Here is a 19754-nt window from a genome sequence, read left to right as displayed (position 1 = left end):
TGCTCTATAATTCCCACACCATGATTAATCAACGCATACTCAGTCACTTCCACGAAAGTGCCGAGCTCAAAATCCAATCCGCATCCGCATTAGCACGTCCAATTGAACAGGCTGTGGAACTAATGTTCGGCGCCCTGTCTAATGGAAACAAGATTCTTGCTTGCGGCAATGGCGGTTCGGCTGCAGATTGCCAACATTTTTCCGCGCAGCTGGTCGGTCGTTTCGAACGCGAACGTTTGCCGCTGCCAGTGATGGCACTGACAACCGATACTTCCATCCTGACCGCCATCGGTAACGATTACAGCTATCAGGAAATTTTCAGCAAGCAAGTTCAGGCATATGGACAGCCGGGTGATGTCTTGCTGGCTTTGTCTACTTCCGGTAACTCTGCCAACGTCAACGCCGCGATTGAAGCAGCACTGGAGCGCGATATGCGCGTAGTGGCGCTGACCGGCAAAAGCGGTGGTACCACCGCCAAATTATTGACCGATGCGGACGTGCATATTTGCGTGCCGCATGACAGGACAGCACGGATACAGGAAGTACATTTATTAACGATACATTGTTTGTGTGACGGCATTGACGTTGCACTATTTGGAGGAGATGAGAATGAGTGATTTGAAACGTTATATGCACGCGGTAAAACGCCCGGTTGCGATGGTATTGCTGGGTAGTGCGATGGTATTCAGCCTGCAAGGCTGTTTCGGCGTAATCGCAGGCGGTGTCGTGGCGGGTACGCTGGCGGCAACTGACCGTCGTACGCTGGGTGCACAGACGGAAGATAAATCGATTGCCGTCAAAGGCGAAATGGCGATTCCTAAAGTGGTCGGCGATGCAGGTCACGTGAATGTCACCAGCTTCAACCGCAAGGTCTTGCTGACCGGTGAAGTACCGAGCGAAGCAGCGAAAGAAGCTGCTGCACGTGAAGCATCCCGTATTGAAGGTGTGCAATCGGTGGTGAATGAATTGGCGGTCTCCGGCGCATCCGGTTTCGGTTCACGTTCCAACGATACGCTGATCACCGGCAAGGTAAAGGCCTCTATCGTTGACAATCGTACGCTGTACGCGAATTCGATCAAAGTCGTGACCGAACGTGGCATTGTGTATCTGATGGGTCGTGTAACGGAACGTGAAGGCGATCTGGCAGCGAATATCGCACGTGGTGTAAGTGGCGTGCAAAAGGTCGTCAAAGTATTTGAATACATTAGCGATGAAGAGTATCGCATGTTGACAACTACGCCGGAATCACAACCTGCGCAAAAACAGTAAATCTGTCACTGTTTCTTGCGGGGTGTATATTAAAGCCGCGCAGCAAATTGCTGCGCGGCTTTTCTTTTTGGGAGAGAAAAGATGCAACTGATTTTTCCTGTCGGATTGATCTTGATTGTCGTCCTGTGGGGCATATTTTCCCCGGCTTCACTGGGCACAATTTCCCATATCGCGATGGCCGCGATTACCAAAAATTTTGGCTGGCTCTACCTGTGGGTTGTATTGGGGCTGGTACTGTTTTCCGCCTTCCTTGCTTTCAGCCGCTACGGCAACCTGAAGCTGGGCAAGGATGACGACGAGCCGGAGTTTTCATTGCCGGCCTGGTTCGCCATGTTATTTGCTGCCGGCATGGGCATAGGCCTGGTGTTCTGGGGTGTGGCCGAGCCCTTGTCACATTTCACGCAGGGGCCACCGGGTACCATCGCGCGCACGCCGGAGGCGGCGAATACTGCGATGCGTTACAGCTTCTTCCATTGGGGTTTGCATCCATGGGCGGTCTACAGCATCGTCGCCCTGACCATCGCCTTCTTTCAATACCGACGCCAGGGTGTGGCGCTGATCAGCGAGTCCACCAAATCGTTGCCGTGGCAACCGGTCAAACGTATGTCAGGTCTGTTCAATGGCCTGGCGGTGATTGCCACTGCCTTTGGTGTGGCAACTTCCCTCGGTATGGGTGCGATGCAGATCAACGGTGGCCTGGCGGCAGTATTCGGCTTTACCGTCAATAAATATACGCAGGTCGGCATTATCGTACTTGCGACCGCCCTGTTTGTTACCTCTGCCGTGAGTGGCGTGGCACGCGGTGTCAAATGGCTGTCATCTATCAATATGCTGGTGGCGGCACTGCTGACCCTGATGGTGTTCATGCTCGGTCCGACCGTTGTCATCATCGACACCTTCACGAATACGCTGGGTAGTTATATGAGCGAACTGGTGCGCATGAGTTTACGCATGACGCCGTTCCGTGACAGCGAGTGGGTAGGCGAATGGACCGTGTTTTACTGGGCGTGGTGGTTATCATGGTCGCCCTTTGTCGGTCTCTTCATCGCCAGGGTTTCGCATGGTCGCACTATACGTGAATTCATCGTTGGCACCGTGATAGCACCATCGATCGCGGCTTTTATCTGGTTCTCGGTCTTTGGCGGCACCGCCTTGCATATGGAAATCTGGCAGGCCGTACCGATAGCTGCGGCCGCCAAGGCAGATTTGTCGATGGCTTTGTTCACCATGCTGGATGCACTGCCTTTCGGCCTGATCATGTCGGTGGTCGCCACCTTGCTGGTGCTGGTTTTCTTTGTCACCTCGGGTGATTCGGCGATCCTGGTGCTGGGCATGATGAGTACGGGTGGTGAGGCTAATCCATCGAACCGTATCAAGATCATCTGGGGTTCGCTGATCGCGGGTATTGCGATCAGTCTGTTACTGGCTGGCGGATTGGATGCCTTGCAGACTGCGACCATCGTATTTGCCCTGCCATTCACGATAGTGGTTGCGCTGATGGCGCTCTCCTTGTGGCGCGCCGTGCGCGAAGACTGGAAAGAAGAACAACGTGCGGAAAGGGAGCTGCGTCAGCGTATGCGCCAGTTGCTGGGTAAGTGACTGGCAGGTGACCTAGCGAAATAATTGTTAACTACTGGCAACTTAACGTTTTGCAATGCTATATTGAGGCCGCGCGGCAACGAGTCGCGCGGCCTTTTTCTTATGGAGAGACCATGACAGCAGTGCTCGTTTTACTGGCTATCGTTGCAATCGTCGCCTTCTGGGGTGTCGGTGTCTATAACCGCATCATCGCCTTGCGCAATTACTTTGAGAATGCGTTTTCCCAGATCGATGTGCAACTCAAGCGGCGCTATGATTTGATTCCGAACCTGGTCGAAACTGCCAAAGCCTATATGGCGCATGAACGCGAAACACTGGAGGCCGTGATCGCTGCACGCAATCATGCGGTCGATGCGAACAAGAAAGCTGCTGCAGGTCCTGCAGACGCCGCAGCATTCAAAAATATGGTGATCGCTGATAATGCGCTTGATGCCACCCTCGGCAAGTTTTTTGCACTGTCCGAGGCCTATCCGGATCTCAAGGCGAACCATACCATGATGCAGTTGAGTGAAGAGCTCAGCAGTACCGAAAATCGCATCGCCTTCGCACGCCAGGGCTATAACGACAGCGTGATGTCATACAACGTCGCGATCCAGCAATTTCCGGGTTCGCTGATCGCCAATTCCTTCGGTTTCCGGAGGGCCGAATTGCTGGAGTCGACTGAGAGCCCGGAAGAGCGCAAAGCCATCAAGGTCACATTCTGACGCTGCATGTCTGTCCGGAATATATGTAAGTCCTGTATTCAACCGAAATGAATTTTTTCGAGCAACAGGATCACGCCAGACGGCAGAGCCGTATGCTGGTGCTGCTATTTGCACTGGCAGTGGTCGCCATCGTGCTGGCGGTGAATATCGTGATGGCCTTGCTATGGATATTGCTGCAAGGCCAGCCGCTGACCGGCGCTCATCATTATCCGCATGGCTTCTTCTTTACCAATACCTGCATCACTGTCCTGCTGATTTGCGGCGGCACCATGATAGAGATATTCAATCTGCGTGATGGCGGTGAGGCGGTTGCACGCATGGTCGGTGGTCGTCAGGTATCACCGAATACGATAGACCTGCATGAGCGTCGCCTGCTCAATATTGTGGAAGAAATGGCGCTTGCATCCGGCATTGCCTGTCCCAAGGTTTATCTATTGGGAAAAGAAGAATCCATCAATGCATTTGCCGCAGGCTACAACCCGAATGAAGCGGTAGTGGTGTTGACGCAAGGTGCGCTGACACGTCTCACTCGTGATGAATTGCAGGGCGTAGTCGGGCATGAATTCAGTCATATCCTGAATGGTGATATGCGCCTCAACCTGAAGTTGCTTGGCGTGACTTTCGGTATCGAGATGGTGGGTGACTTCGGCCGTCAGGCGATGGAGTTCGCCTGGTACAACTCGGATGATATCGAGTCCAGTTTCAAGCTGACAGTGTTTCGCATCATTGCTTTCATTTTTGGTTTTGCATTCTTCGTGATTGGTTATATCGGTTTGTTTTTTGGCCGTGTCATCAAATTCGCTGTCTCACGTCAGCGTGAGTATCTGGCCGATGCCAGTGCCATCCAGTTCACACGGAATCCGGACGGTCTCGGCAATGCCTTGCGCAAGATCGCAGCCTTGAGTGACAAGGGTTTTTCCGGTGCATACATCGGTCACCGCAATGCGGAGCAGCTATCGCATCTATTCGTCAGTGCGGTGCGGCCCCATTTGATGGCGGGCTTTTTTGCTACGCATCCACCGTTGCAGGAGCGCTTGCGCCGTATCTATGGTCGTGATGTGGAGATGCCGGATGAGCAGGAGTTACGTGTGCCAGACGCGCGTATCTTTCCGGTGCCGTCCGATGTCCTGCCTGCGCTTGCGTATGCCAGCACGCCATTGACAGCGATACGTGCCGACTTGCAGGAAGCCAGTACTGCCATCGCGATGACGGCGGCACAAGCATATGGTGATGGCACCCTCGCACAGATCCGCTTGAGCCCGGAGATAGATAGGGTCGCGCATGATCCGGCTGAAGCACCGTTGCTGCTGTATGCGCTCTTGCTGAATCCAGGCGATGAGCAGAGTCCGCAGCTGCAATCCTTGCTGGAACATATGCCGCATCAGATCGCACAGGTAAAGCGACTTGCCGTCGCCATCGAGCAATTGCCTGAAAATGCGCGTTTGCCTTTGCTCGACCTGATGATGCCTGCGTTACGCCAGCTGTCACTGCCTGAGCGTGACGTGATGCTGGCGCAATTCCAGCGCATGATTGCGAGTGACAAACGTGTGAGCCTGCATGAGTTTGTTTTGCAAACGGTATTGGTACGACGCCTGGCGGCACAAGCGAATCGTGCCGTGCGGATCAAGTATGCGAGTGTCAACGAACTGAAGACAGAGTGCCTGGTTTTATTTTCTTTGCTGGCGCATGTGGCAGCGCCCTTGCGCAAAGAAGCGGTCGCATCATTATTCATGCGCGCTGCACATGCATCACCGACGCTGGCACTGTCTGAAAAGGATGTGCTCGGGATAGATGCATTAAGTTACGGCAGCATCAAGCTGGCACTGGATAAACTGAATCAACTGGCACCACTGGCTAATCCGGCTTTAATCAAATCCTTGCTGGTTATTGCAGGTGAACAGGCACCGCTGCCCTTGCCCCTGGCCGACCTGCTGCGTGCGATATGCGCCGCACTGGAAGCACCGATGCCGCCAGCTGTTGCTGCGGTGTATACGAATAGCGGCTGGCCTGCCGCATCCTTGTCCTGAACCTGCTGCATGTGTCGGTATTTTCGATTAAACATGCAGCGCAGGACCTGACTATAATAGGCACACTGAATTCTTCGGATTGTCGATCATGCAAGCATCTGCCGCACCTCAGCGTACCTGGCTCAAAATCCTGGCCGCCCTCGTTATCGTGGTGCTGGCAGTGGTCGGCTATATGTCGGTCTCCAAGAAGGATGCGATTCCGGATGTGACCTTTACCAATCTGCAAGGCAAGAAATTTACCTCGCAGGATTTGCGCGGCAAGGTGGTGATGATTAATTTCTGGGCGACGTCCTGTGTGACCTGCGTCAAGGAAATGCCGGAGATGGTTGATACCTACAACAAGTACAAGGACAACGGACTGGAATTCATCGCGGTGGCGATGGCTTACGATCCACCTAACTATGTATTGAATTTCGTAGAGACACGCAAACTGCCATTCCAGATCGCACTCGATACCCAGGGTGAACTGGCAAAATCATTTGGTGATATCAAACTGACGCCGACTACTTTGGTGGTCGACAAAGATGGCCACGTCATCAAGCGCTACGTCGGCGAACCCGATTTCGCTGCCCTGCATAAGCTGCTGGAAAAAGCGCTGGCTGCTTGACGTAGTTCGCTTTATTTATCCGCGCGGTATCTGCCGCCACTGACTCTCTCTATACCTGCCAGATCGCGCCAGCTTTGCACCTCGGTGTAACCATATGCGCTCAGTACTTCGCGTACTGCTGCCGCCTGGTCGTAGCCATGCTCCATCAATAGCCATGCGCCGGGTGCCAGATAGGCTCTGGCATCGCGCGTGATGGTGTGCAGATCGGATAGGCCATTGCCATGATCGGTCAGTGCATCGACCGGTTCAAAGCGCAAATCACCTTCGGATAAATGCGGATCGCCTGCGACGATGTAGGGTGGATTCGACACGATTAAATCAAAGCGCTGCGCTTCCACCGCACTGAACCAGTCACTACGCAGGAAGTCTGCCTTGACCTGATTTTTGCGGGCATTACTTGTGGCAATGGCCAATGCTTCTGTACTGACATCCAGCGCGGTGACGCTGGCATCGGGGCGTGCATGTGCCAGTGCAATCGCAATCGCACCGGAACCCGTACCCATGTCCAGTGCACGACCTTGAGATGGCAAATGTTCGATGGCCAGTTCAACCAGCAATTCGGTATCGGGACGCGGGATGAGCACGGCCGGGCTGACGTCAAACGACAAACCAAAGAATTCGCGTTCCCCGGTCAGATAGGCGATAGGTTCACCGGCAAGGCGGCGTGCAAATAGTTGCGATAGCTGTTGTGCTTCATCAGCCGTCAGCGCGCGCTCCGACTGGGTAATCAATTGCACGCGCGAGAGTTGCGTGACATGTGCGAGCAGGATGCGTGCTTCCAGTTGTGCAAGCGGCGCACGCTGCATGATGGCAGAGATGGTGGTGCCGGTCGCGACGCTTGCATCCATGACGCTCATTAGTTCTTCTTGATGGTGGTGTAAATCAGATAAGTAGCGATCACGGCAAACCAGACCAATGCCCATTGTGGCAATGACAGGCCGAGTATCGGTGCGTACTCGGTGGTGCACAGGCCATCCGCCTGGAACAGGAAAGGCAGCAGCTTGGCAGTCGGTATCGTATTCAGCGAGGTTTCCAGCGGATCGATGCCGCAGGATACGGTTGGATTGGCTTTGATATAGATGTGCCAGCCAGCGACACCGGCACCGGCGATTGCTGCCAGAGCCGCCAGCGCGGTGGCGATCTTGCCCGCGCCGCGTGGCAGGTAGACCGCGATCAGACAGATGATGGCAATCGCTGCAAAGGCATAGCGCTGGATCACGCACAGCGGGCATGGCAGCATGCCTTCTACATGTTGCAGATACATGGCGACCGCCAGCAGGGCGAGCGACACAAAGGCGACGGCGAGCAGTACGGGTTTGGAGGTTTTCATTGCTGGTTTCTCAAAAAAGGATGCACATTAAGAGTGGCTTGCAGCGGAATAGTTGCATCAGGTCGCATCGGCGAGCGTAGCCAGCAATTCTGCCTGGTGCTCTGCTGCCAGTGCATTCGTCAGTTCGGTCAAATCGCCGTCCATGATGAAGTCGAGTTTATACAAAGTCAGGTTGATGCGATGGTCAGTCATGCGGCCTTGCGGGAAATTATAGGTGCGTATGCGTTCGCTGCGGTCGCCGGAACCGATCAGTGATTTACGCGTTGCCGCTTCCTTCGATTGCTGTTCGCGCAACTGGACATCCTTGATGCGTGCCGCCAGCACTTTCAGCGCTGAAGCCTTGTTTTTGTGCTGGCTACGGTCATCCTGGCATTCGACCACGATGCCAGTCGGAATGTGCGTGATACGGACGGCGGAATCGGTTTTGTTGATGTGCTGACCACCGGCACCGGATGCGCGATAGGTATCGATGCGCAAGTCGGCCGGATTGATGTTGACGTCCTCGACTTCGTCGGCTTCCGGCATGATGGCGACGGTACAGGCCGAGGTGTGGATGCGTCCTTGCGTCTCGGTAGCCGGTACGCGTTGCACGCGATGGCCGCCGGATTCAAATTTGAGCTTCGAGTAGGCACCGAAGCCGATGATGCGGACGATGACTTCCTTATAGCCACCGACTTCGGATGGCGATTCCGATACCATTTCTATCTGCCAGCGATTGCGCTCGGCAAAGCGGGTGTACATGCGCAAGAGATCGCCGGCAAACAGTGCCGCTTCATCGCCGCCGGTACCGGCACGAATTTCGAGGAAGATATTGCGGTCGTCATTCGGATCTTTCGGTAGCAGCATTTTCTGCAAATCGAGTTCCAGCTGCTCCATGCGCGTTTTGGCGGCGGCGATTTCTTCCTGCGCAAATTCCTTCATATCCGGATCGGACAGCATGCCTTGTGCATCCTGGATGTCGCTTTCAGCTTGCCGATAGCTGGCATACAAGGCGACCAATGGACCCAGTTCCGCATGTTCACGCGTCATCTTGCGGTAGTTGTCCATATTGGACGTGGCATCTTCCTGTGTCAGCAGCACATTCAATTCGTCCAGTCTCTCGGTCAATTGATCGAGCTTGGCGAGCATGGATGGTTTCATCATATTTTTTAATTCTGGTTTGGTTGATCTTGACGATGTGCAGCGCTGTGCGGGACAGCATGCAAGGTATTGGTCGGCGTGAGGGCGGACCGGCGGGAAGAGCGTCGCTAGCGCTTGGTGCGGAACAGCTGTGGCAGCAAGGCAGCGAGACGGGCACGTTCATCACCTTGCGCGTTGTTCAGGGCTTGTTGCGGGCCATGCAGAAATTTCGCAGTCAGTCCTTTGGACAAGGCTTCGAGCACGGCGTCTATGTCTTCACCTTTGGCCAGCAGCTTGCGTGCGCGTTCCAGTTCTATCATGCGCATGCTTTCGCTGGACTCATGCAAGTCCTGGATCACCGGTACGACTGCACGCGAGTCTATCCAGTGCATAAAGGAACGGACGCGGGTTTCGATGATGGCTTCGGCTTGTGCGACTGCTGCCTGGCGATTCTCGACGCCGGTTTGCACAAAGGTGCCGAGATCATCGACCGTGTAGAGGAAGACGTCATCCAGGCGACCAATCTCGGCTTCGATATCACGCGGTACCGCGAGGTCAACCATGAACATCGGTTTGTGTCGACGTGCCTTGATTGCGCGTTCCACCATGCCGAGGCCGATGATGGGCAAGGATGATGCAGTTGATGAAATGACGATGTCGTAGGTGGCCAGTTGATCCGGCAAGTCTGCCAGGCGGATTGCTTTGCCATTGAAGCGATGTGCGAGAGTCTCGCCGCGCTCCAGTGTACGGTTGGCGATGGTGACCGATTTCGGATTCTGTGCCGCGAAGTGGGTCGCGCTGAGCTCGATCATTTCACCGGCACCGATGAACAGCACATTCTGTTCTGAAATTTTGTCGAAAATGCGTTGTGATAAACGTACCGATGCCGCCGCCATCGAGACGCTATGCGCGCCGATCTCGGTGGTGCTGCGGACTTCCTTGGCGACCGCAAAGGTGCGCTGGAACATCTGGTGCAGATAGGTGCCGAGTCCGCCAGCCGCTTCGGCCTGGCGCACTGCATCTTTCATTTGTCCGAGAATTTGCGGTTCGCCGAGCACCATGGAATCCAGTCCGGAAGCGACACGGAAGGCGTGACGCACGGCATTATCTTGCGGCAGCGCGTACAGATACGGGCGCAGATCCGCGTAGGGCAGTTTGTGATAATCGGCGAGGAAATGTGCAGTGATATCTATCGCTTCGTTCACACCACCCGGCAGATTGCTGGCAGCGTATAACTCGGTGCGATTGCAGGTCGACAGGATCGCTGCTTCGTCGGTATATGTCGTGGCATCGCTGCGGCCATACCAGCTACGTGCGGAAGCCACCGCCTGACCAAGCTGGTCAGCGGGAAAGGCTACCTTTTCGCGCAATGAGACTGGCGCGGTAGTGTGGTTAAGGCCGACGGCGAGGAGTTGCATTTATGGCACGAATATTCAATAAGTGAATAGCGATACATTATAGCTTGTTGCACTATGGTACGAGGCTGTTGCCACCGGGCAGCTAGACTTCGTGACAGACCGGCAACATCAGGGTGAAACTGGTCCCTACCCCGGCCTGACTAATGAAGCTTATATCACCTTGATGCCTTTCGATGACTGTTTTAACGAATACCAATCCTAAGCCTACGCCATCATGGCGCGGCTGGTTCGGTAAATCGACACGCTGGAAGCGCAGGAACAGCTTGCTCTGGTCGGCCTCGGCGATGCCGTAGCCGTGATCCAGGATGCGGCATACGACGCGCGGTTGCGGACCGTCGCGGTCCAGCCAGACCGAGCAGATGATGCTGGTATGGTCGGGGCTGTAGTTGATGGCGTTGGACAGCAGGTTGGCCAGCGCGCGCGTCATCAGCGTGCGATCGACCTTGACCGGGTATTCACCGTCGCTGATCTCCATTTCCACACTGATGTGGCGGCTCTTCGCGAGTGACCACATTTCATCTGTGGCGTCGAACAGCACGTCCTGGAAGTCGACTTCTTCGAGTCGGTATTCATGCGATTCGGCGCGTGCCAATTGCACGAAGTTATCCGCCAGGCCCAGTGTTTTGCGCGACGCTTTTTCTATGCGTGCAAAGAGTTCGGCCTGTGGCAAGGCGGATGAGGTTTCACTTTGCAGTTCCAGCAGCGCCAGGATGGATGCCTGCGGCGCGCGCATATCGTGTGACAGGAAGCGCAGGGTTTCATCGCGGCTGCGTTCGGCGGCGCGTATGGTGGAGATGTCCAGCACGCTGACAATCCATCCGGTCAACAGATTGGCGGCCGAGTTACATGGGCTGCTTTTGACCAGCAAGTCGCGTCCTTTGTGATCCTGTACCGAGATGCCGTTGTTCAGGGTTTGCGAACGCTGGATGTCGAGCAAATCCGGCCAGTCAAACGAGAGATTGGTGGCCTGGTCGACCGGCTGCGGGTTTTTCAACTGCGCGAGCAAGTCGAGGATGTTGTGCCCCAGGACATTGTCGATACCCAGCGAGCTGTAATAGTCGTTCGCATGTTTGTTCGCCAGCAGTACCTGTCCTTCAACGGAAGTGACCAGCGTCGCATCCGGCAGGTTATCCAGATTGTCCGATACGAACTGGCGCAGATCGCGTACACGTCGTGCCGCGTTCTTCATGGCGGTGATGCGTTGTTCAAGGACGTCGGCTACTTTGTTTTCCGCTGTAGTGGTTTTTTCTTCAGGCAGTAAATGCGGCTCCTGATCGAGGCGGGTAAATTCCTGCCCCAGATAGGTAATCGCTGCTTCCAGTCGACGCCAGCTCCACAGCGGATACGAAATGATCAGCGTGATGACGGCAGCAGCGGGTGCAATCCAGAGACCCATGCGTAATCCGACGTAGCTGGTGACGAGCGTCACCAGCATCCAGATACCGGTCGCGAATAAGGAGAAACGTGGCGACAGCAGCAAATAGCCGAGCAAGGCCATGAAGACCGGGAATGCATTGAACAGCGCAGTTTGCCACGGCGACGCGATATGGATCTCTTCACCATCCAGCAAGCTGGCCAGGATATTCGCATTGATTTCTATACCAGGCATGGCGCCCGAATTGCGTGACACCGGCGTCGGGTAAGAGTCTGCCATGCCGAGCGCGGTGGCACCGACCAGCACATATTTATCGGTAAAAAATTCATCCGGCACTTCACCGCGCAGTACCGACACATACGGTACCGACTTGAAGTAGCCTATGCCGCCTTCGTAAGGGATGTAGAGCTGATCACCACGTTGCCAGGTATCGATCAGTGATGCGGTCGGTGCGACTGGCAAGGCACCGGTGCCGCTGTATTGCATGCCACTGCCTACGCTCAGGAGTGAGGCTGAGAAGTGCAGCCAGCTTTTGCCGTTCTGGCCTTCGCGCAGGAACACGCTACGCACCACGCCGTCGCTATCGTGTTCGAGATTGATATGGCCGAGTGCGCGAGCCGATGCGGCCAGTGTCGGTATCGGCAAGCCTGCAGTCAGGCCCTGCCCTGCATTTGTCAGGACGACCGGCAAGACGACGCGCTGGTTTTGCGCAATCGCGGTGGCCAGTTGTAGATCGCTTTGCTGGGTAGAGGTTTCCGACAGAATGACATCGAGGCCGATCGCACGTGGACTGGCTTTTGTGAGCTTGTTGATCAGGTCGGTATGCAGATCACGTGACCACGGCCAGCGCCCGAGTTCGGCCAGGCTGTAATCATCGATGGCGACGATGATGATGTCTTCGCGTACCGGTTTGTTGTCGTCGATGGAGAGGAATAAATCATAGAGCGACTGATCCAGTCGCCCCAGCCCGTTTTGCCAGCCCAATGCGATTGCCAGTGTCAGCAAGCCTATGAATAGCATCAGCCATTCGCGCAGTGCCAGGCGCCGCACGAATGGAGAAAGCCAGCGGATCTTCATTAGTCCTGTGTGCGCTTGTACTTATTGGCGATCTGCCGAGCGGCCACTATCGCGCGATGCTTCCTTGCTGCGCAACGGATGGCCGTCATTGATAATCCATTGATCGGTAACGATCAGGGTTTGTGCGGACGAGTAGGGATTGCTGCTGCCATCTACGTTCACGCTTTGTACGCGGGTGAAGTAAGTGCCAAACGATGGACGTGGAAGTTTGACTTCATTGCCGGTGACATTGCTGTTGAACAGCAGCCAGGTAAATTCCAGATCACGTGCAACCTGGATATTGTACTTTTGCGTGGCAGTGCCGGCCCAGCGCAATTCCAGTTCCTTGCTGTAGTTATTGGATACCGACGGTGCACCCTGAATCGCAGATTCCTTCAGCGGCGCCAGGCGATTTTTGATGGTGACGGCGAGCGTGCGCGGCATACCCTCCAGACCCAGCTCATCGATCGCCGAGATTTGCGCAAAGTAATTGCCTTCCTGAATATTCTCCAGCACGATCTCTGGTGAGTTGCCTTTGGTCTCTGCCAGCATGTGCAGGGTTTCGGCATCCTGTGCCAGTTGTACGTGGTAGGCGCGTGCACCTTTGACAGGTGTAATCGCGAACTGCGCATTGCCATTCAGGCGATACGGCATGTTGGCCAATTGCGGGGCTGGTAGCAGGTCGATCGCGCGGCCGACGGAATTGCTCGCGATGATATTGCCCTTCACGCTATCCAGCATGCGTGCTTCCGGTGCCTGCAGTGTGCCGACCGCGACATGACCATCCAGTACTTCAGTGGCAACCTTGTCGCCATTCAGGCCGACGCGGAAATGGGTGCCACGCACGCCTGCGACCGAGCCCGGGGTGCGCACTTCAAAGCGCCCCTTATTGCCATCAAGGGGAGAAACACGTGACACCACGCGGCCGCGCAATAACTTCACTTCAGTACGCGGGCTGCCGGTGTAGAGCGACTTGCGCAGCTTGGCGAGCAGCACATTGCTGTTTGACGGTACGGAGATGCGTGATTCATCGGCCAGTGCCAGCGTCAGGAAACTATTCGCGCCGGTCGTGATGCGCATGCCTTCGGCGACTTTGCTGCCTATATCTATGGTGATGGTGCGGCCATCGGCAGTGGTAGCGGTGATGTTGCCATTGCGCGCAATCACGATGGCATCGGTCGGTTCATCCGCCAGCAATTCGGTCGGGATGATGATGCCGGTACCGATGGGGATGTTGCTGTCTTTGTTGATACGGTTGATGGTGCCGAGGGCGACCCAGTTGCCGGTTTTGGTGGTCAGGCGCTGTGCGATCGACATCAGGGTGTCGCCAGCCTGCGCGTAATAGGTAATGCCGGAAGCCTGGATAGTGATGCTGCCTGGCGCAGCCGCGGATGCAGCTGCCCATACGATAGGGCTTTGCCCTATCGCGAGTGCCAGAACCAACATCAATTTTTGAAGGGTAATGCGCATGCTTGTTCTCCGCGCAACCCTGGTGCGCTTACTAGCCTGTCATTTGCTCCAGGCGGTAGCCGTAGCTATACACCGGAGCCAACCGAAAACCATGTTCTGGACGCAATTGTAACTTGCTCCGGACTCTGGATACATGGGTATCCATGGTTCTCGACGGAATTTCTACATCACGTGCCCACACTGCCTCCAGAATATAGGCGCGCGACAGCGGGCGGCCCAGGTTGCGGAAGAACAGCAAAGCCAGGTCAAATTCTTTTTGCGTGACCTCAATCGGTGCGCCGGACATGGTCAGGCGGCCGGTACGGGCTTCAAAAATGAAATTGCCGAACTGGATTTGCTCGATCGGGTTTTGGCTAGGATAGGCGCGGCGCAACAAGGCCTGCACCCGTGCCAGCAGTTCACCGCGACGGATAGGTTTGATCATGTAATCGTCGGCGCCGGCAGCCAGGCCTGCGACGATATCGTCTTCGCCCGAACGGCTGGTCATGAACAGTACTGGCAGGTTGGTCGGCAGCTTTTCGCGTGCCCAACGCAAAACGTCGGCACCGCTCAGGTCCGGCACCTGCCAATCGATAATTAACATATCGAAGCTTTCACGGCGCAATTGATTCAGCAGTTCCTTGCCACTTTGGAAGGGATGGCAGAAATGGCCGGCGGCGCTGAGCACTTGACAGACTAAGTCTGTCTGGCTGCGGTCATCATCAAGTACGGCAATTCGCATAATTTTGGCGCTTTGAACAGCGGGTTGTATTTCGTTGCTCTAATTTAACAAAGTATTCACACGCTGGGTCTGCAAGGATTGCGATGTGACAATATTTCACAAAATACGGGAGGGAATACTCCGCATTTATGGTTTTTTTGCATCATGTCAGTCTTTTTCTGACCCATGCAACTGATGTGAATTACCTTGATGCTCTAGCAAAATAGACCTAAAAATTGCGTAAGAGTGCAGTAAACGGCGTCTGCTTAGCGACTAAATTCTGTGACATACGCAAAATGTGTGTCTTCTTCTTATACGTAATTGTGACGCAGCCGGATTCACATTTTTAACGACGACGCATGTTGCCGAATAAGAAAACGGCTTGTTTCCGTCAGTTTATTTCCTATACTGGAAGTGCAATTCCGAGAAAGTTAACGTAGGAATCAACCGGAGGCAATCATGAAACTGTCTGATTTTCACCTACCCGACGTTGTTCATACTACCGTTAAGAAAGTAGACGCTGATGGCGATCTGGCTCCGATTGCCGCTTTTGTGGTCGGCGCCCCGCTTGTCACGCTGGGAACCGTTACCTTCCTCGAAATCCTGTTTGCGATATAGGCTGATTGCATCACTGATTCTTGAGCGGAAATAAAAAATGGGCGGGACTGCATGCAGTTCCGCCCATATTCATTTAGCCCGTCAGATGACGGGTGCAGGGATTATTTCTTCGCGAGGCAAGTCTTCATGAATGCTTTGCGCTGATCGCCCTTCATATCTTTGGCATCCGTGTTGCAGCTGGCCATTTTGTCGCGCTGAGCCTGTTGCGCTGCACTGACCTTTGGTTTGCCGCTCAGGCAGTCTTTCATGAATGCTTTGCGTTCATCACCCTTTTTACCCTCTGCATCCTTATTGCAGGTCGTCATCTTGGTTTGCTGCGCCGTTTTTTCCTTGGCTGGAGCAGCGGGTGCCGGATCTGCTGCAAATGCTGCACCTGCGAAAGCGGCGGAGATGAGAAACGCTAGAATTTTATTCATGGGAACCTCTCAAGTAAGGGAATCGGAAACATTTATTAGTATAGCTATGGGTACAACCATGCTGCCTGAACTACAACGACCTGAAACTCTATTCAGTTGACGTGTATTGCGCTGCGCACGGCAAATTCTGCCGTGCACATCTCAATCAGCCGAAAAATTTACCTTTGAGCATACCCAGACCCTGCTCCAGCAAGTCACCTTGCGGGACTTGTCCATTAGGGGTGAGCTGGTCGATGATTTGCGGCAAGAGCTGGGCGAGGCCGGTCGTTGCGTGCTCCGGTGCCAGGCCCGCCTGTTGTGCGATTTGCTGGATGTTGTCGGCACCCAGTGCGTCCTTGATCTGGTCGCCGGATACCGGCTGGTTTTCACCGGTGCCTATCCATGAAGCGACTTGTTCGGCCAGGCCACCGCTTTGCAGCTTCTCCAGCAAGCCTTGCACGCCGCCCGCCTGATTCACCAGTGCCATGATGCTGTTGATTAAATCGCCTTGCGCTACCGGATCCTGTTTTTGCGCACCGAGCGAACCCATTACCTGCCCTGCCAGTTGATCGAGTAATCCCATCACATCCTCCGAAAATAGCAAACCATGTCCGTCGTGTCGGCATCATGGCCGCACGAAATGAGCCGCGAGTCCGCGCCCCACGTCAGCCATACTAAATCAAAAAGATGGCATGCCGATTACATATTAACAATTGTTAATTGCCTGAAGGTAAGGCATGGCTAGCGCTGGTAGGAGTAGCTTATCCGCGATCTGACTGCAAATTCTGATGATGAAAGCGCAGATGGTTTTCGATGAAAGTTGAAATGAAGTAATAGCCGTGGTCATAGCCTGCGTGTCGCCGCAGGGTGATGGGCTGTTGCGCCTGCTTGCAGGCTGCCTCGAAGGACTCCGGTAGCAATTGATGCGGGAAGAATTGGTCACTTAAACCCTGATCGATCAGGATGCCGTCCGGGAACGGCGTATGCATATCCTGCATCAGTGCGCTGGCGTCGTAGCTGCGCCATGCTTGTTGATCGTTACCGAGATAAGCGGAAAAAGCCTTGATGCCCCATGGGCAATGGCTGGGTGCACATATCGGTGCAAACGCCGACACGCTGCGAAAACGATCCGGATTGCGCAGCGCCATCACCAGCGCGCCGTGACCACCCATCGAGTGGCCGGTAATGCCTATGCTGTCTGCTTTGATGGGGAATTCTTGTATGACCAGATCATAGAGCTCAAGTACATAGCTATACATCTGGTAATGCTGTTGCCATAGCGTTTCGGTGGCGTTGACATAGAAGCCTGCACCTACGCCCAGATCCCAGTTATCGCTTTCACCTGCTACGTCCGCACCGCGCGGGCTGGTGTCAGGTGCGATCAATATCATGCCGAGTTCAGCGGCGACGCGCTGCGCGCCGCCTTTGATGACAAAGGTTTCTTCGGTGCAGGTCAGACCCGCCAGATAAAACAATGCCGGAACCCGACCAGCGCTGGCTTGTGCAGGCAGGAATATCGAAAACCGCATCGGTAGCCCGATCGCTGTCGATTGGTGCCGATAAAAACGCTGCTCTCCACCGTAACAGCCATGTTCGCTGATCAGTTCTAGCATTGTCGCCTCCGCGCAGTGACTTAGTACAAGACGACAGAGCGGATGGACTCACCACTTTTCATCAGGTCGAAACCTTCGTTGATGCGCTCCAGTGGCAAGGTGTGGGTAATCAGGTCGTCGATATTCAGTTTGCCTTCCATATACCAGTCGACAATTTTCGGTACATCGGTACGACCACGTGCACCACCGAATGCCGAACCCTTCCATTCGCGACCAGTTACCAGCTGGAACGGACGTGTGCTGATTTCCTGGCCGGCGGCAGCGACACCGATGATGAAAGATTGGCCCCAGCCCTTGTGGCAGCATTCGAGTGCCTGGCGCATGGTGGTGGTATTGCCTATGCATTCAAACGAATAGTCTGCGCCGCCATCGGTCAGTTGCACGATGTGGTCGACCACGTTTTCCACTTCCTTCGGATTGACGAAATGCGTCATGCCGAATTTACGTGCCATTTCGATGCGTCCCGGATTGATATCAACGCCGATGATCTTGTCGGCACCAACCATCTTTGCTGCCTGGATCACATTCAGGCCGATGCCGCCGAGCCCGAATACCACGACATTGGCACCGGCCTCGACCTTGGCCGAAAACACGACCGCACCAACACCGGTGGTGACGCCGCAACCGATGTAGCAGGCTTTATCGAACGGTGCATCTTCGCGTATCTTTGCCAGTGCGATTTCTGGTACCACAATGTAATTCGAAAATGTCGATGTGCCCATGTAATGGAACAGTGGCTTGCCATCGAGCGAAAAGCGACTGGTCGCATCCGGCATCAGGCCGCGCCCTTGCGTCGAACGAATGGCCTGGCACAAATTGGTTTTACGCGACAGGCAGAATTTGCATTGGCGACATTCCGGTGTGTACAGCGGAATGACGTGGTCATCTTTCTTCAGTGTCGTCACGCCGGGGCCGACGTCGACCACTACACCGGCACCCTCATGGCCGAGGATAGCGGGGAAGATACCTTCCGGATCGGCGCCGGACAGTGTGTAGTAATCGGTATGGCATATGCCGGTGGCTTTGATTTCGACCAATACTTCACCGGCTTTCGGTCCGGCCAGGTCAACTTCTTCAATGGTTAATGGCGCGCCAGCTTTCCACGCAACGGCTGCTTTGGTTTTCATTTTTTGCCTCTTTATTATCGGTAAAAGAATCAGGTACAAGAACGTCAGTGATTGTCATTGATCAACTCCGATATATGGGAAAGCCTATGCATGATTGGCCGAAAATGCTGCCATAATGACTCGAATTTAATGGCCGATGCACTGTGCCGCCGTGATGTGCAACAGCACATTTCTGCTTCCGGGCAATAATCCACACCGCGCATTTGTACTGCGAACAACAAGCCATGAATGCATTGAAACCGCACGCTCCCAGAACTGTCGACATCATTATTTATCCGGGCTTCAAGGCACTGGAAGCCATCGGTCCGTTGTCGGTATTCGAATACGCCAACCTGCACCTGCAGCGGCAGCGCAAAGGTAATGGTTATGATGTGCGCTTCGTATCTACCAGCGCTGGACCGGTGCAATCAGATACCCAGATGGTCTTGCATGCGGCCAAAGCGGTCAGCAGCCTGGCCCTACCGGATGACGCCATCATCGTCGGTGCACGGAATATCCAGGGAGCACTGGAAAATGCGGGACCTATCGTCGACTGGGTGGTCGCAGTTCATCCGCAAATCAATCGTCTCGCGGCTCTATGTTCAGGTGCTTTCTTTTTGGCTTCGGCGGGTGTGCTGGAAGGCAAGCGCGCGACGACACACTGGAGCGTGGCGCAAATGTTGCAGGAGCAATTCCCGGCGATTGAAGTTGATGCCAATGCGATCTTTGTGCGTAGCGGTAACTTGTGGACCTCGGCCGGTGTGACTGCCGGGATCGATCTGGCGCTGGCTTTTGTCGAAGAAGATTTTGGTCGTGAACTGGCACTCGACGTGGCGACCGATATGGTGGTGTATCTGAAACGTCCGGGTGGCCAGTCGCAATTCAGTACGCATTTGCTGAGCCAGAAAACCGCAAGGCCGAATATTCGTGAAGTGCAGAACTGGATTCTGGAAAACCTTGATCAGCGCTTGTCATCGACGACGCTGGCGCAAAAAGCGATGATGAGCGTACGCAACTTTGCGCGCGTATTCCAGCAGGAAGTCGGGCAGAGTTCGCAGGAATTCATAGAGGCGAGCCGCCTCGAATTGGCCAAGCAATTATTGGCCGACGTCGCTTTGCCGATCAAAAAAATCGCAGCGCTGAGCGGTTTCACTGATGATGACCACATGCGGCGCGTATTTCAAAAGCGACTCGGGATTACGCCCAAGGTGTATCGCGAACGTTTTGCGACGACCGGGATTAATGAGGGTAACGCCGGTGCAATGCCGGCCCCTGTTGGCAAATTTAAATGAGCTGCCGCAACTCGCTGTGGACGGAAAAATATTTTTCCATTCTGGCGATTTTTTAC

The 19754-nt window shown here is 54.6% G+C and carries 19 protein-coding genes; 8 read left to right on the top strand and 11 right to left on the bottom strand.

Annotated elements, in window-relative coordinates; genetic code table 11:
• Window positions 1-20: 20 nt before the first annotated feature.
• The 6 genes from IXC47_RS16935 (at window position 21) to IXC47_RS16910 (ending at window position 6206) form a co-directional block, all read left to right on the top strand.
• Window positions 21-617 carry a phosphoheptose isomerase gene (locus IXC47_RS16935; protein ID WP_175625167.1) on the top strand — a complete coding sequence of 199 codons (597 nt, stop codon included), beginning with the start codon at window positions 21-23 and terminating at the stop codon, window positions 615-617.
• Window positions 610-1269: a BON domain-containing protein gene (locus IXC47_RS16930; protein ID WP_195876428.1), complete on the top strand. Its 660-nt coding sequence runs from the start codon at window positions 610-612 to the stop codon at window positions 1267-1269. The genes IXC47_RS16935 and IXC47_RS16930 overlap by 8 nt, the downstream gene beginning before the upstream one ends.
• A gap of 81 nt (window positions 1270-1350) precedes the next feature.
• Entirely contained in the window at window positions 1351-2868 is a 1518-nt protein-coding gene (locus IXC47_RS16925) for a BCCT family transporter (protein ID WP_195876427.1), read from the top strand.
• A 113-nt stretch (window positions 2869-2981) separates the two neighbouring features.
• Entirely contained in the window at window positions 2982-3572 is a 591-nt protein-coding gene (locus IXC47_RS16920) for a LemA family protein (protein WP_195876426.1), read from the top strand.
• Between the two features lie 47 nt (window positions 3573-3619).
• On the top strand, window positions 3620-5599 hold the full coding sequence (locus IXC47_RS16915; protein WP_195876425.1) for a M48 family metallopeptidase: 1980 nt from the start codon (window positions 3620-3622) through the stop codon (window positions 5597-5599).
• Window positions 5600-5687: 88 nt separating this feature from the next.
• Complete coding sequence (locus IXC47_RS16910) at window positions 5688-6206, top strand: TlpA disulfide reductase family protein (protein WP_195876424.1); 519 nt, start codon at window positions 5688-5690, stop codon at window positions 6204-6206.
• A gap of 11 nt (window positions 6207-6217) precedes the next feature.
• Here the strand turns inward: IXC47_RS16910 and prmC are convergent, their stop codons facing one another.
• The 7 genes from prmC to IXC47_RS16875 form a co-directional block, all read right to left on the bottom strand.
• Complete coding sequence (gene prmC / locus IXC47_RS16905; RefSeq protein ID WP_195876423.1) at window positions 6218-7063, bottom strand: peptide chain release factor N(5)-glutamine methyltransferase; 846 nt, start codon at window positions 7061-7063, stop codon at window positions 6218-6220.
• The gene (locus IXC47_RS16900) at window positions 7063-7536 is read right to left on the bottom strand and encodes a disulfide bond formation protein B (RefSeq protein ID WP_175624219.1); all 474 of its coding nucleotides are present in this window, start codon (window positions 7534-7536) and stop codon (window positions 7063-7065) included. The genes prmC and IXC47_RS16900 overlap by 1 nt, the downstream gene beginning before the upstream one ends.
• Before the next feature lie 57 nt (window positions 7537-7593).
• Window positions 7594-8676: a peptide chain release factor 1 gene (prfA, locus tag IXC47_RS16895; RefSeq protein WP_175625166.1), complete on the bottom strand. Its 1083-nt coding sequence runs from the start codon at window positions 8674-8676 to the stop codon at window positions 7594-7596.
• 107 nt (window positions 8677-8783) lie between these two features.
• Window positions 8784-10073 (bottom strand): glutamyl-tRNA reductase, encoded by a 1290-nt coding sequence (gene hemA, locus IXC47_RS16890; RefSeq protein ID WP_195876422.1) that lies wholly within the window; start codon window positions 10071-10073, stop codon window positions 8784-8786.
• Window positions 10074-10155: 82 nt separating this feature from the next.
• Complete coding sequence (locus IXC47_RS16885) at window positions 10156-12525, bottom strand: CHASE2 domain-containing protein (protein ID WP_175624217.1); 2370 nt, start codon at window positions 12523-12525, stop codon at window positions 10156-10158.
• A gap of 21 nt (window positions 12526-12546) precedes the next feature.
• A complete protein-coding gene (locus IXC47_RS16880) occupies window positions 12547-13974 on the bottom strand; it encodes a FecR family protein (RefSeq protein WP_195876421.1) in 1428 nt (475 codons plus the stop codon).
• A 31-nt stretch (window positions 13975-14005) separates the two neighbouring features.
• Entirely contained in the window at window positions 14006-14695 is a 690-nt protein-coding gene (locus tag IXC47_RS16875) for a response regulator transcription factor (protein WP_011979443.1), read from the bottom strand.
• A gap of 438 nt (window positions 14696-15133) precedes the next feature.
• On the opposite strand from IXC47_RS16875, the gene IXC47_RS16870 reads away from it, so the two are divergent.
• Window positions 15134-15292 carry a hypothetical protein gene (locus IXC47_RS16870; RefSeq protein WP_175624215.1) on the top strand — a complete coding sequence of 53 codons (159 nt, stop codon included), beginning with the start codon at window positions 15134-15136 and terminating at the stop codon, window positions 15290-15292.
• Between the two features lie 101 nt (window positions 15293-15393).
• Here IXC47_RS16870 and IXC47_RS16865 read toward each other — a convergent pair whose 3' ends face one another.
• The 4 genes from IXC47_RS16865 to IXC47_RS16850 all read right to left on the bottom strand — a co-directional run bounded on the left by IXC47_RS16865 (window position 15394) and on the right by IXC47_RS16850 (window position 18427).
• A complete protein-coding gene (locus tag IXC47_RS16865) occupies window positions 15394-15708 on the bottom strand; it encodes a PsiF family protein (protein WP_175624214.1) in 315 nt (104 codons plus the stop codon).
• Between the two features lie 145 nt (window positions 15709-15853).
• Window positions 15854-16270: a YidB family protein gene (locus IXC47_RS16860; RefSeq protein WP_195876420.1), complete on the bottom strand. Its 417-nt coding sequence runs from the start codon at window positions 16268-16270 to the stop codon at window positions 15854-15856.
• A gap of 178 nt (window positions 16271-16448) precedes the next feature.
• Window positions 16449-17300, bottom strand: coding sequence for an S-formylglutathione hydrolase (fghA, locus tag IXC47_RS16855; protein WP_195876419.1), 852 nt, complete (start codon window positions 17298-17300; stop codon window positions 16449-16451).
• A 20-nt stretch (window positions 17301-17320) separates the two neighbouring features.
• Entirely contained in the window at window positions 17321-18427 is a 1107-nt protein-coding gene (locus IXC47_RS16850) for an S-(hydroxymethyl)glutathione dehydrogenase/class III alcohol dehydrogenase (RefSeq protein WP_195876418.1), read from the bottom strand.
• A 224-nt stretch (window positions 18428-18651) separates the two neighbouring features.
• On the opposite strand from IXC47_RS16850, the gene IXC47_RS16845 reads away from it, so the two are divergent.
• A complete protein-coding gene (locus tag IXC47_RS16845) occupies window positions 18652-19698 on the top strand; it encodes a GlxA family transcriptional regulator (RefSeq protein ID WP_195876417.1) in 1047 nt (348 codons plus the stop codon).
• The last annotated feature ends 56 nt before the right edge of the window (window positions 19699-19754 follow it).

The sequence above is a fragment of the Herminiimonas contaminans genome (assembly GCF_015645465.1).
Classification (GTDB): Bacteria; Pseudomonadota; Gammaproteobacteria; order Burkholderiales; family Burkholderiaceae_D; genus Oxalicibacterium; species Oxalicibacterium contaminans.
Note: the sequence above shows the minus strand (reverse complement) of the source record. Positions and strands in the feature narration are given on the sequence as shown.